General features: G+C 34.3%; 11 protein-coding genes and 1 pseudogene. 8 read left to right on the top strand and 4 right to left on the bottom strand.

All coding sequences use genetic code 11. The annotated features are described in order from the left end of the window. Positions 1 to 240 precede the first annotated feature (240 nt). From EV203_RS01605 to EV203_RS01585, 5 genes are all read left to right on the top strand, one after another. Entirely contained in the window at positions 241 to 1,563 is a 1,323-nt protein-coding gene (locus tag EV203_RS01605; protein WP_132038962.1) for an ABC transporter substrate-binding protein, read from the top strand. A 78-nt stretch (positions 1,564 to 1,641) separates the two neighbouring features. Further along, the gene (locus EV203_RS01600) at positions 1,642 to 2,577 is read left to right on the top strand and encodes a carbohydrate ABC transporter permease (protein WP_132038961.1); all 936 of its coding nucleotides are present in this window, start codon (positions 1,642 to 1,644) and stop codon (positions 2,575 to 2,577) included. Then, a complete protein-coding gene (locus tag EV203_RS01595; protein WP_132038960.1) occupies positions 2,574 to 3,392 on the top strand; it encodes a carbohydrate ABC transporter permease in 819 nt (272 codons plus the stop codon). The genes EV203_RS01600 and EV203_RS01595 overlap by 4 nt, the downstream gene beginning before the upstream one ends. A 41-nt stretch (positions 3,393 to 3,433) precedes the next feature. Then, positions 3,434 to 5,638: an alpha-galactosidase gene (locus EV203_RS01590; RefSeq protein ID WP_132038959.1), complete on the top strand. Its 2,205-nt coding sequence runs from the start codon at positions 3,434 to 3,436 to the stop codon at positions 5,636 to 5,638. Continuing rightward, positions 5,631 to 7,871, top strand: a complete 2,241-nt coding sequence (locus EV203_RS01585; RefSeq protein WP_132038958.1) for a glycoside hydrolase family 2 protein — start codon at positions 5,631 to 5,633, stop codon at positions 7,869 to 7,871. The genes EV203_RS01590 and EV203_RS01585 overlap by 8 nt, the downstream gene beginning before the upstream one ends. 51 nt (positions 7,872 to 7,922) lie before the next feature. Here EV203_RS01585 and EV203_RS01580 read toward each other — a convergent pair whose 3' ends face one another. Further along, positions 7,923 to 8,078, bottom strand: a complete 156-nt coding sequence (locus EV203_RS01580) for a hypothetical protein (RefSeq protein WP_022588464.1) — start codon at positions 8,076 to 8,078, stop codon at positions 7,923 to 7,925. A 228-nt stretch (positions 8,079 to 8,306) separates the two neighbouring features. On the opposite strand from EV203_RS01580, the gene EV203_RS01575 reads away from it, so the two are divergent. Continuing rightward, positions 8,307 to 9,719, top strand: a complete 1,413-nt coding sequence (locus EV203_RS01575; protein ID WP_132038957.1) for an ATP-binding protein — start codon at positions 8,307 to 8,309, stop codon at positions 9,717 to 9,719. Between the two features lie 41 nt (positions 9,720 to 9,760). On the opposite strand, the pseudogene EV203_RS01570 reads toward EV203_RS01575, so the two are convergent. The 3 genes and pseudogenes from EV203_RS01570 to EV203_RS01560 form a co-directional block, all read right to left on the bottom strand. Then, positions 9,761 to 10,480: pseudogene (locus tag EV203_RS01570) on the bottom strand (APC family permease); the annotation flags it as partial. Between the two features lie 363 nt (positions 10,481 to 10,843). Continuing rightward, positions 10,844 to 11,068, bottom strand: coding sequence for an ATP-binding cassette domain-containing protein (locus EV203_RS01565; RefSeq protein ID WP_243700549.1), 225 nt, complete (start codon positions 11,066 to 11,068; stop codon positions 10,844 to 10,846). A gap of 13 nt (positions 11,069 to 11,081) precedes the next feature. Next, the gene (locus EV203_RS01560; RefSeq protein WP_132038956.1) at positions 11,082 to 11,981 is read right to left on the bottom strand and encodes an acetamidase/formamidase family protein; all 900 of its coding nucleotides are present in this window, start codon (positions 11,979 to 11,981) and stop codon (positions 11,082 to 11,084) included. Positions 11,982 to 12,137: 156 nt separating this feature from the next. Here EV203_RS01560 and fsa point away from each other — a divergent pair, with 156 nt between their 5' ends. Further along, positions 12,138 to 12,788, top strand: coding sequence for a fructose-6-phosphate aldolase (gene fsa, locus EV203_RS01555; RefSeq protein WP_132038955.1), 651 nt, complete (start codon positions 12,138 to 12,140; stop codon positions 12,786 to 12,788). Between the two features lie 124 nt (positions 12,789 to 12,912). Continuing rightward, positions 12,913 to 14,064, top strand: a 1,152-nt coding sequence (locus tag EV203_RS01550; protein ID WP_132038954.1) for an IS1182-like element ISTte1 family transposase, incomplete at its 3' end; no start/stop codon positions are given.

Below are 14,064 nucleotides of genomic sequence, written 5' to 3'. Positions count from 1 at the left end.
TTCATGCGGTATATATAATAATTCGACAAATGGGAGGGGAAATCGTACATAAAAGATAAAAAATTCAAGAGTGATAGGAAAAAAGTATATCTGTAGAATGGCTTAAATGAAGGCTTTTGAATTTTGCACAAGTCTAATTATACCTAAAAGGAGGGGAAAGAAGGTGATAAGAAAATAGGCAATATAGTTACTTTTGATAAAACGAAACAAATATTTTTTAAAAAAGGAGGAAGTTTTACTATGAAGAGAATTATTGCTTACCTTGTCTCGGTAGTATTTCTAATGACAATTTTATTGACCGGATGTGGGAGTTCAGGGAATTCTGTTTCTAAAGGTTCTGAGCAATCGAGTACTACAGCAAATTCTGGAACTAAAAAAATTACAGTATGGTGCTGGGATCCAAATTTTAATGTCGCTATTATGAATGATGCAAAGGCAATTTATACTAAGGAACATCCTGATGTTCAAATTGATGTGGTAGAAATGGCGAAGGCTGATTTGGAACAAAAATTAAATACAGTGCTTGCTTCAGGTGTTAAAGAAGGTTTACCTGATATTGTATTAATAGAGGACTATAACGCACAAAAATATCTTCAAGCGTATCCAGGTGCGTTTGCAGATTTAACGGATAAAATTGATTATAGCAAATTTGCAAAATATAAAGTTGAGCTCATGACTCTTGATGGGAAAATATATGGCGTTCCTTTTGATTCTGGAGTTACGGGATTATTTTATAGAAGAGATATATTAGAACAAGCTGGATATAAACCAGAAGATTTAAATAACATAACTTGGGACCAATTCATAGAGATAGGTAAAAAGGTAAAAGAGAAAACTGGAAAAGCAATGATTGGTTTTGATCCAGCAGATGGTGGATTAATGAGAATAATGCTTCAATCTGCTGGTGAATGGTACTTTGATAAAGATGGGAAACCTAATTTTACTCAAAATCCAGCAATGAAAGAAGCGATGATAACGTACAAAAAATTGTTTGATTCAGGTATAGTAAAAAAGGTAAGTGGCTGGAACGAATGGGTTGCAGCTTTTAATAAAGGAGATACGGCTACAGTTGTTACAGGTGCATGGATTATTGGATCTATTAAAGCAGAGGCGAGCCAAAGTGGCAAATGGGGCCTTGCGCCTACACCAAGACTTTCTCTCAGTAATTCTGTTAATGCATCGAATCTTGGGGGTTCGAGTTGGTATGTTTTAAATGGTTCCAAGAATAAAGACGTTGCCATTGATTTCTTAAAAGAAATATACGCAGGTAATGTAGAGTTTTATCAAAAAATACTTGTAGAAAGGGGAGCAATTGCTACTTATTTACCTGCTCAAAGCGGAGAAGCATATTCTGCACCTGATCCATTTTTTGGCGGTCAGAAAATATATGCTGATTTATCAGAGTACATGAAAAATATTCCTCCAGTCAATTATGGAGTATACACGTATGAAGCAGATGCAGCAATTATGGGGATAATGCCGGATGTATATTCTGGAAAGATATCTATTGATGAAGCTTTGAAAAAAGCAGGAGAACAGTTGAAGAATCAAATTAATCATTAACATCTAGCTGTAGAAATAGCAGCTTCTTTAGCTGCTATTTCTACGGCAGAAAAAGGAGAATAAGAAGAGGTGCAGATTATGGTAAAGAGAAAAATGGAGCATTCGATTTTATGTAAAAATTTATCTTACAATAGAATTTTGGATAACTATGGTTGGCTTTTTATATCATTTGCACTTATGTTACTTGTAATATTTTTATTTTATCCAATTGTTTATTCTTTTTATCTTTCTTTCACATCTTCGAAAGGTATTGTACAAAAATTTATTGGTTTTGAGAATTATATAAAGCTTTTTAACGATCAAATGTTTTTGCTAGCGTTAAAAAATACTTTTACCATTTTAATAATACAAGTACCCATAATGCTTTTTCTTGCTTTAATACTTGCAGATATTCTTAATGATAAGAACATTAAATTTCGAGGATTTTTTAGAACAGGAATTTTTCTACCAACAGTTACTTCACTTGTAGCCACTGCCGTGCTATTTAAAATGATGTTTAGTTTAGATGGTCTTGTGAACACCATTTTATTAAAATTACATTTACTTAAAGAACCTATTCCATGGTTATTAGATCCTTTTTGGGCGAAAATTACACTTATTATAGGAATGACTTGGCGATGGACAGGCTATAATATGGTATTCTATTTATCTGGATTACAAAATATTCCATATGATTTATATGAATCTGCAGCAATAGACGGGGCAAATAAAATCCAGCAATTTTTCTATATAACTATTCCAATGCTAAAACCTATTATAATCTTTACAACTATCATGTCCACAATAGGTACTTTACAACTATTTGATGAACCTATAAATCTTTCAAGTGGGGGAGTTACTGCTTCTAGTGTGGGGCCTGGAAATTCCTTACTTACCCTTTCTGTTTATATTTACAATCTGGTTTTTAAATATATGCCTAATTTTGGATATGCTGCTGCAGTTTCATATGTTATAGTCTTTATTACTGCAATATTAACTTTCATTCAATTTAAAGTGGTAGGTGAGAAAGAATGAATTTAAAAAAATTATTGTTTAGATCTTTTGCTTACATATTTTTGATTTTAGTATTTATTGCTTCGGTATTTCCTTTCTATTGGATGATAGTGGGAATGACTAACAGTGCTGTTGATGTAATAAAAGGTAAAATGACTTTTGGGAATCAGTTGATTTACAATTTTAAAACACTTACTGCTTCGTATAATCTAGGGAAAATATTATTTAACTCTATAAAAATTTCATTGTCAACTATGATTGGGACATTGATAGCGACTTCTATGGCAGCATATGGTTTCGAAATTTATAGAGCAAGAACTCGAGAAAAAATATATAATATAATTCTTTTATCAATGATGATCCCATTAGCGGCGTTAATGGTTCCTTTATTTAGGCTAATTGTTGAACTTAAGCTTTTGAATACTCCTTGGGGAGTGATACTTCCAGCTATTGCTTCAGTATTTATACTGTTTTTCTTTAGGCAAAGTTTTAAATCTTTTCCTAAAGAGATTATAGAAGCAGCTAGAATCGATGGGGCGGGAGAACTAAGAATATTTAGTTCTATTGTCGTTCCCATGATGAAATCTACTTATGCTGCAGCCGCTATTCTTTCATTTACCACAAGTTGGAATTCATATCTATGGCCTCTTATTGTATTGCAAACAGATGAACAAAAAACGATCACACTATTAATTTCAAGTTTGGCTTCGGCATATTTTCCTGAATACGGAATTATCATGATGACGATTGTGATAGCTACTTTGCCTAATATTATTGTATTTTTTACATTGCAACGGTATTTTGTACAAGGTATGACTGGAGCAATAAAACAATAATTTATAAATTGTAAAATTTGGTTTAAGAAGGGGGGGATGAGATGCCTATTTATTTCGATAAAAATACAAGAACTTTTCATCTTTCTGCGAAAGATACAAGTTATATCTTACATGTTTTAAAAAATGGGGCCGTTTTACATGTATATTTTGGTAAGAAAATGAAAAGTCCCAATATATATAATTTACTAAAGTTCCCACACATAAATTTAGTAGATACGGATATTACTAATTTTGGTAACCAATTAATGCTAGATTTTTTGCCACAAGAATACCCTGCATATGGTAACACTGACTTTAGAAGTCCTGCATATCAAATTCAGCTTGAAAATGGATCCACAATTTCTGATTTAAGGTATTTATCTCATAAAATCTATAAAGGTAAACCTAAATTAGAAGGGCTCCCGGCTACTTATGTTGAAAATGAAGATGAAGCTGATACTCTTGAGTTAGAATTGTATGATAAAGTAGCTAATTTAAAGGTAACTTTAATTTATACAGCATTTAGAGATTATGATGTTATAACAAGGTCGGCAAAATTTGAAAACATGGGAAAAGAAGACATAAAACTACTTAAAGCTTTGTCTATGAATGTTGATTTTAATGATAGTAACTTTGACATGCTACAACTGTCAGGAGCTTGGGCGAGAGAAAGACATGTTATAAGGAGACCGCTTGTACCAGGAGTCCAGTCTATTGAAAGTAGAAGAGGTGCAAGCAGCCATCAGCAAAATCCTTTTATAGCGCTTTTAAGGAAAGACGCTGATGAATGGCATGGAGATGTGTATGGATTTAGTCTTGTTTACAGTGGCAATTTCTTGGCACAAGTAGAAGTAGATCAATATAATATGGCAAGAGTTTCTATGGGAATCAATCCATTTGATTTTTCATGGCTTCTAAAGCCAAGTGAAACATTTCAAACACCAGAAGTCGTTATGGTTTATTCGGATAGCGGCTTAAATAAAATGTCAAATACCTATCACAAACTGTACAGAAGTAGACTTATGAGAAGTAAATTTAAGGACAAAGAAAGACCAATTCTTATAAACAATTGGGAAGCCACTTATTTTGATTTTACCGAAGAAAAACTTAAAGAACTTGCTAAAGAAGCTAAAGATTTGGGTATTGAATTGTTTGTTCTTGACGATGGATGGTTTGGAAAGAGAAATTCTGACAATTCTTCACTGGGAGATTGGTTTGTAAATAAAGAAAAGATTCCAAGTGGTTTGGATGGCCTTGCAAAAGGGATAAATTCTTTAGGTTTAAAATTTGGATTATGGATGGAACCAGAAATGGTGTCTCCTGATAGTGATCTATATAGAAGGCATCCTGATTGGTGTATACATGTACCTGATAGGCCGAGAAGTGAAAGCAGAAATCAACTTGTATTGGACTTATCACGAAAAGATGTACAAGATTATATTATAAAAGTAGTGTCAGATATTTTGGAAAGCGCCAACATAAGTTATGTAAAATGGGATATGAATAGAAATATGACAGAGATAGGCTCTGCACTTTTGCCTCCTGAAAGACAAAGAGAAACTGCTCACAGATATATACTTGGACTTTACAGAATATTAGAAGAAATAACGACAAGGTTTCCTGATGTTTTGTTTGAAAGTTGTGCTGGTGGTGGTGGTCGTTTCGATCCAGGAATGCTTTATTACATGCCACAGACTTGGACCAGTGACGATACAGATGCAATTGAAAGACTTAAAATACAGTATGGTACAAGCATAGTTTATCCTCTTATTTCAATGGGAAGCCACATATCTGCTGTACCAAATCATCAAGTTCACAGAATTACGCCGTTAAAAATACGTGCACATGTAGCAATGTCAGCTAATTTTGGCTTTGAACTTGATTTGACAAAACTATCCAGTGAAGAAAAAGAGGAAATAAAGAAATATGTTGAAAAGTATAAAGAGATTAGGAAACTGGTGCAATTTGGAGATTTTTATCGATTGTTAAGTCCCTTTGAAGGGAATGAAACTGCTTGGTTGATTGTTTCTGAGGATAAAAGAGAATTTTTGCTCTATTATTTTAGAGTTTTGGGAGGAGCAAATGAACCTATTAAAAGACTTCGTCTAAAAGGAATAAATCCAGATTTTAATTATGTTTTAGAAGATGATGGTAGTCTATATAGTGGTGATGAACTTATGTATGCAGGGATAGTAATTCCAGAACTTAAAGGGGACTTTCAGAGCATTATGATGCATTTTAAGGAGGAGAGTATTAAGAATGGGTAGAGAAGTATTGAATTTTAATGTAGATTGGCTATATATTCCTGAAAACTTAAATGATGCATATAAATTTGATTTTGATGAAAGCAATTTTGAAGTTGTTAGTCTTCCTCATGCAAACAAAACATTTCCTCACCACTATTTTAAAGAAGAAGACTATAGGTTTGTTTCATGGTACAGAAAACATTTTAAAGTAGATGAGAGATACAAAGGGAAAAAGGTTTATATTTATTTTGAAGGTGTTATGACTGTTGCGAAGGTTTATGTAAACGGCGAATTCGTAGGAGAACATAAAGGAGGATATACCCCTTTTGAATTTGACATTACAGAATATGTCAAATATGGCGATTTTGAAAATTTAATTGCTGTACAAGTGGATTCAAGAGAGCATAAAGATATTCCTCCAGAAGGTTATCTTGTAGATTATATGTTGTTTGGTGGAATATACAGAAATGTATGGTTGAAAATTTTAAATGATACCCATATAAAAGATGTTTATTTTGTTGTTGATAAATTGCAAGATTCTGTTGCGGAAATTTCAATTACTACAACCATCGAAGGTAAAGAGGTAAGAAATGCAAAAATATTGACAGAGGTTATAAATAAAGAAGGTGTTGTGTGTTCATCAGTGATTACTGACATAAAAGAGATGCAAAAAGAGATTGTACAGCAAATAAAGATGGAGAATCCATTAACTTGGCATCCAGATCATCCGTATTTATATAATGTATCTGTGAAACTTATTGCAGAGAGTGAAATTTTAGATAATTATACTTTTAGAACAGGAATAAGGACTGTGCATTTTGGAGATGATGGCAAATTTTATATTAATGGTGAACCTTTAAAATTAAGAGGATTAAACAGGCATCAGACTTTTCCTTATGTTGGTGGTGCTATGCCGGATAGGGTACAAAGAAAAGATGCAGATATATTAAAGTATGAATTGGGATTAAATTATGTTAGGACGTCACATTATTCGCAGGCTGTTTCATTTTTGGATAGATGTGATGAAATAGGCTTGTTAGTTTTTGAAGAAATACCTGGATGGCAGCATATAGGCGATGAAAATTGGAAGAACATTGCAAAAGAGAATTTAAGAGAAATGATTTTAAGAGATAGAAATCATCCTTGTATATTTATGTGGGGTGTGCGAATAAATGAGTCTTTAGATGAACACGATTTTTATAAAGAAATGAATGAAATAGCTCATAAATTAGACAGAAGTAGACCAACAGGTGGTGTTAGATATTTAAGAGATAGTGAAAAGCTAGAGGATGTATTTACATATAACGACTTTATATACAATTTAGAAGGCAAAATACAACTTCCAAACCACAAAAAGTATATGGTAACAGAATATATGGGCCATATGTATCCAACAAAATCATATGATAACCTTAATAGACTTATTACTCATGCAAGGTTACATGCTCTTATCCAAGACAAACAATATGGAATACCAAACATGGCTGGTGCATCAGGCTGGTGTGCATTTGATTATAATACCACGAGTGCTTTTGGTTCAGGAGACAATATATGCTATCACGGAGTCTGTGATATTTTTAGGCTTCCAAAATTTGCAGCTCATTTTTACAGAAGCCAGGCCGATCCTCACTTATATGGGCCCTATGTGTTTATAGCTTCGTACTTAATACCATCATTTGAAGAGGAAAATGGTGATAAATTGCTTGTATTTAGTAATTGTGAAGAAGTGGAGTTATATTTGAATGACAAATTAGTGGCAAGACAAATGCCCAATAGAATTGATTTTCCAAGTTTGCCTTATCCTCCATTTGAATTTTCACTAAAGGAATGTAGAATTGACTATATAGAGGTAAGAGTTAATAATGCTTCTATTACTGCGATAGGTTTAATAGATGGCAAGGAAGCAGCAAGACATACATTAAGGCCATATGGAAAACCGCATAAATTAATTTTATCACCAGATGATAATGAATTGATAGCAGATGGTGCTGATTGTACACGGGTTGTTATAAGTGTTGTGGATGAAAACGGCTCTATTCTCCCATATGCTAATATACCTGTATCATTTGAAATAGAAGGAGAAGGACAACTGATTGGAGAAAATCCATTGGTATTAGAGGCTGGCAGAGGAGCAGTTTATGTAAAATCGACACGAAAGCCGGGAGAAATAATTTTAAAAGCTAGATCTCATTATGTAGAAGGAGAAGCTATGGCAAATGTAAACACGAAAAAAATAGATTTTCCGTATGTTTAAATTTTAGTGAAATATTACTAAAAAGGAGTGGCTTGCAACGCCACTCCTTTTTCAATCAATGGGCAGGGTGGTTTTTACGCGGAAGCCGCGGGTAATAATGGCTAGATAAATGAAACCTAATATGAGCCATGCAAATCCTAATTCTTTAGCAAGCTTGTCTAAGCCCCACCACACGGCAGCAGTAATAATAAAGCCAATAGCTGGCATAATTACAGCTAGAGGTCTCTTTTCTTTTGTTAAGAAGATGTAGCCTAAAGTGTCACTAAAGAGGGAATCCCCGAAAAGAAAACCTCGGCCTAAGAGAGGTTCAAAACTTGACCCTTACAAGGAATACTACCAAACCTAGTTTTTAAACAGAAAGGCTTAAACTATATTTCAATTATTATACTTTTAAGTATAATAATTTGTGGTATAATAATATTGAGGTGAAAAATCATGAAAAAATTTGTTAATAGAGAAGCTGAAATTCAATTTCTAGAAACTCAATTCTCTAGAGAAGGGTCATCTTTTGTTGTTATTTATGGAAGGCGAAGAGTAGGCAAAACTGCACTCATTAAGGAGTTTATAAAAGACAAAAAAGCCATATATTTTTTAGCAACTGAAGAAATAGAAAGTCAAAATATTAATAATTTCAAGACTTTGGTGGCAAGGTTTTTTAATAATAGCTTACTAGAAAAAGCACAAAACATTATGTGGGATGAAATTTTTGAATTTATAGCTAATAATACGACAAATGAAAAGCTGGTTATAGTCATTGATGAGTTTCAGTATCTTTGCAAAGTAAATCCATCTTTTCCATCGATTTTACAGAAGATATGGGATGAAAAATTAAAAGGGAAGAACATTTTTCTTATCGTATGTGGCTCATTAGTAAATATGATGGAACAGCATGTTTTAAATTATTCAAGTCCATTATATGGGAGGAGAACTGGGCAAATAAAATTAAAACCACTAAAATTTAAATCTTTGAAAGAATTTTTTCCGCAGTCGACAGAGAATGAGCTTATTTGGCTTTACGCTATATTGGGTGGAGTTCCAAAGTATCTGGAGGTATTTAATTACAAAGGAGATATTTTTGAAGCTATAAAAGAGAATGTACTAAATAAGCAGAGTTTTTTATATGAAGAGCCTTTGTTTTTGCTTGAAAGGGAAATTCAAGACATTGGTACTTATTTTTCTCTAATTAAAAGTATTTCTTTTGGCAATCATAAACTTCAACAAATAGCTCAAACCCTTTCCGTTCCTCAGACAAGACTAACAAAATATATAAATACACTGATAGACTTGGATATACTGCGCAGAGATACTCCTGTAACAGAAGAATATCCTGAAAAAAGCAAAAAAGGATTATATTTTATTAATGATAATTTTTTGAATTTTTGGTTTAAATTTGTTTATCCCTTTAAAGAACAACTAGAACTTGATAATGTAGAATTTGTTTTAGAAAACATAAAGGAAAGAATTATAACTGAACATATAAGCTATGTGTATGAAGATATCTGCAGGGAATATGTTTGGGAATTGTCACAGAAGGGGAAGCTACCTTTGAAGATAAGCAAAATTGGAAAATGGTGGGATAAAAATAATGAAATTGATATTGTAGGAATAGATACAACAACTGGCTCTCTTCTCTATGGAGAATGCAAATATACAAATTCTAAAGTGGATATTGATTTATTTTACTCTCTAAAACAAAAGGCAAATAAAGTAAATGCAAAAAATAAAACTAAGGAATATTACATTATATTTAGTAAATCAGGATTTACAGAAAGATTCTTGAGTTTCAGTAGGGAAGTTAAAAATTTGATACTTATTACTTTCCCTGAAGGGAGAAATACGATTATTTAAAAGAAGAGGGAACAGCTCTTGTAGAATCTGTTCCCTCTTTTTCAATCAATGGGCAGAGTGGTCTTGACGCGAAAACCTCGGGTAATAATGGCCAAATAAATGAAACCTAATATGAGCCATGCAAATCCTAATTCTTTAGCAAGCTTGTCTAAGCCCCACCACACGGCAGCAGTAACAATAAAGCCAATAGCTGGCATAATTACGGCTAATGGTTTCTTTTCTTTTGCTAAAAAGATGTATCCTAATGAGAGATGCATCGCGATGAAAGAAGTAAGAGCACCAAAGTTTACTAATGAAGTGATATCTTTTAAGGGCAAGAGATAGATTAAAGGTCCAGTTATGAGGGCGACAAATATTGTAGCCACGTATGGAGTTTTATATTGAGGGTGAATTCGTGCAAAGATTTTTGGAAAATGGCCTTGACGCTCCATAGAGAAAAGAACTCTTGATATACCTGCTTGAGCAGCCATAGTATCTCCTATTCCCCAGGCTAGCACGGTACCCAACACGGCAAGCATCTGAAGCCAGTTTCCGCCTACCTCTTTTGTGATTTCAAAGAAGGCCACGTCTGGATCTGCAAATTTATACCCTGGGTGTACCACCGCGCCTAAATAGGTCTGCAACACAAACATTAATGCGACTAAAGGAATTACTATTCGAACGGCTCGAGATACGTTTTTTCTGGCTTCTACTGTTTCTTCTGCGAGGGTGGTCATGATGTCAAATCCTAAGAAACTTAAAACGGCAATAGAAGTTCCTGCTAAGACTGCGTGAAGGCTTTACTTTAGGTATGGATACAAGCATTCTAAGGAAAGAACAGGGTACTACATTTGGGAAAGAGAATCAAAAGTAAAAAATAAGGGGAAACTCTGATAAACGGGCTTCCCCTTTTAGTATATAAAAGCCATTTTTTCTTTTTCAAGTTTCTTTGCTACAAGGAAGGAGAAAAAGAAGAGGAGTAGGAAAAGTAAAAAGAGCAGTAAAAGGCTTTCAGACCTTTTGAAACTTATATAGAGTCCAAATAAAATAAAAAGCCAAAGAAAAGTGCATAGCTTATTGTAAGAGCCTTGATGTGCTTGCCACAGAAAGTCCAACAGCGCACAGAAAAAAGGTGAGAGAAATTATTATGAATTTGTGTAAGGGTCATTTCCAAAAGCAGATACATGACCTTTATCTGGCTTTAATATTTCAGTGATTATCTCCACAAGAGCTGCTTTTCCAGAATTTTTTGGTCCAACTATACATACTTTTTCTCCTTCTTTTACTTCAAAATTTATATCCTCCAGTGTTAGCCTTCTTCCAAGCTTTTTAGTAACATTTTCTAGTTTTACTATTTCTTCTGCTATCATCTTCTTTCTCTCCTCAGAATCTTATGCCGTAGGATTCCAGTATCCAGTTGGGGAGGCTAAAACGAGCTGTTTTTAGTGGGTCAACCACCTGTGATATTTGTGCATTTCCTGTTATGCTAAAGAGAGTGGCTATTCCTTCGGTAGAAAGGTCTGTGTGCTTTTTAAAAAGTTTTGCCATATCGTGTACGGCTATTTCCACTGCTTTGTCTAAAGATTCGGCTGAAGCTATAGTAGCTGTTACTTCAGCAGTTTTCACAACAGGATTTTTGAGATTCAATCCCTTTATGACTTCCACTTCTAAAAGCACTTTTCCAGCAACTTCTACGCCTGAAACGCCTACTTCTCCATCTCCCATTAAAGCGTGTAAGTCCCCTAGAGCAAGCAAAGCTCCTTCTACAAATACAGGAAAGTAGACTTCTGCTCCTTCTGCTATTAAAGTGGTGTCCATGTTTCCACCGTGGGACCCTGGCGTTCCGCAGTTAATGCTTCCTTCCTTTGGGGCAACTCCTATTACTCCTATCATTGGCTTTACAGGAAGAGCTAGTTTTTCATTAAATATTACCTTTCCATCCTTTATATCTACTACTTTGGAATACAGGCCTTCCATTAAATTTCCCAATACGCCTAGACCTTTTCCTGTTGCCAGAACGCCTTTTTCTGCTACTTCAATTTTCTTGATTTTAACTTTAAGTACATCTCCTTCTTTTGCGCCTTCCACAAAAATTGGACCTGTGGCGGGGTTTACTCTGTTCCAGTCCATCTCATCGAGTTTGTCCTCATTAGATTGAATTTGATTGGAGAAGCAGTCCATTGTTTCAAGTTCTAATTCATCTCCGCTCTTCACGGAAATGGCAGGCTTATTTTCCTTAGAAAAGGCAAATATGTGATGGTCTGCCGAAAGGCTGTACTTCATTTAAATCCCCCCTCAACAATTGTATTAACAATATTATACCCTGTAAAATAAAATTTTTCTACATTGTGCTTTTCCTTTTGACTTTAAGCTTTTAATTTTTGAAAGTTAGTTATATAATAAAGGTAAAGTTAAATTAAACTGCGGAGGGATGAAAATATGAAATTCTTTCTTGACACTGCAAATATAGAGGAGATAAAAGAGGCTTATTCTCTAGGAGTGATATCTGGGGTTACTACAAATCCGTCGCTTGTTGCCAAAGAGGGAAGGGATTTTAAAGAAGTAATAAGGGAGATAGCAGAGATTGTGGACGGGCCCATAAGCGCAGAGGTTATAAGCGATGACCATGAAGGGATGGTGAAAGAAGCAAGAGAGCTTGCAAAGATACATAAAAACATAGTCATAAAAATACCCATGACGGCAGAGGGCCTGAAAGCTGTTAACATCCTTTCTAAAGAAGGAATTAAGACAAATGTGACGTTGATTTTTTCAGCAAATCAGGCGCTTCTTGCAGCTCACGCTGGTGCTACCTATGTGAGTCCATTTGTAGGGAGACTGGACGACATAAATACGGATGGGATGCAGATAATTGAGGATATAGTAACTATATTCACAAACTATGATATACAGGCAGAAATAATAACTGCCAGTGTAAGGCATCCCATACACGTTTTAGAGGCAGCAAAACTGGGAGCCCATATTGCTACAGTTCCTTACAAAGTGCTCATGCAGATGATTAAGCATCCTCTCACAGATATAGGGATTGAGAGATTCAAAGAGGACTGGAAAAAAGCAGGATTGAAGATATGAATAAAAGGGCAGGGGAAAATCTCCCTGCCTTCAGACTGTTGACAAAATATCGGGAACCCGTTATGATGAGAAGGGTTCCTTGTTTTTTTAACGGTACAAAGCAAAAGGGGAGAGGAGAAGAAAGATGTTATCAAAGAAAGAGGATGCAAGACATCAAATAGAATTTGTAAGCATAGATCAATTAGTACCACAAGACCACCTTTTAAGAAAGATAGAAAAAGTCATAGACTTTAGCTTCATATACGATTTAGTAAAAGACAAATATTCCGAGGGTCACGGCAGACCAAGCATAGACCCAGTAGTACTCATAAAAATACTTTTCATTCAATATCTTTTTGGCATACCATCGATGAGGAGGACAATAGCAGAAATAAAAACAAATGTAGCGTATAGATGGTTTTTAGGGTATGGGCTGACAGAAGAAATACCTCATTTTTCAACATTTAGTCAGAACTACATAAGAAGATTCAAGGGGACGGATATATTTGAAAAAATATTTACGAAAATTTTAGAGGAAGCAATAAAACATGGGCTAGTAAATGCGGAGGAAGTATTCATAGATTCAACTCATGTAAAAGCAAGCGCCAACAAGAAGAAATACACAAAAGAGATAATAGAACAAGAAGCTAGAATTTATCAAGAAAAACTAGAAGAAGAAATAAACAAGGATAGAGAGGCTCATGGGAAAAAGCCATTAAAGAAAATCAAGAAGATAAAGACGAAAGAAGTGAAAGTAAGCAAAACAGACCCAGATAGCGGAATGTTAAACAAAAACGGAAAAGAAAAAATCTTTGCATATTCTTTTCATACAGCCTGCGATAAAAATGGATTTGTATTAGGAGTAAAAGTTGAAGCAGCAAATGTACACGACAGTGTGATGTTTCAAGAAGTATTAGAAGAAGTTGAAAAGAGGGTAAGAAAACCGAAAGCAATAGCAGTAGATGCAGGCTATAAAAATCCGTACATATTAAAGACAATATTTGATAGACAAATAATACCAGCAGTACCATACACAAGGCCAAAAACAAAAGATGGTTTCATGAAAAAACATGAATTTGTTTATGATGAATACTATGACTGTTACATATGCCCGCAGAATGAAATATTAACATATGTTACAACCAACAGAGAAGGATATAGAGAATACAAATCAAACCCAGAAAAATGTAAAAACTGTCCTCTAAGAGAAAAGTGTACCCAAAGTAAAGACTACACAAAGAGGATATTCAGGCACATATGGGAAGGATATGTAGAAGAAGCAGAACACCTAAGGCAT

Source organism: Caldanaerobacter subterraneus, from assembly GCF_004345675.1.
Taxonomy (GTDB): Bacteria; Bacillota; Thermoanaerobacteria; order Thermoanaerobacterales; family Thermoanaerobacteraceae; genus Thermoanaerobacter; species Thermoanaerobacter subterraneus.
Note: the sequence above shows the minus strand (reverse complement) of the source record. Positions and strands in the feature narration are given on the sequence as shown.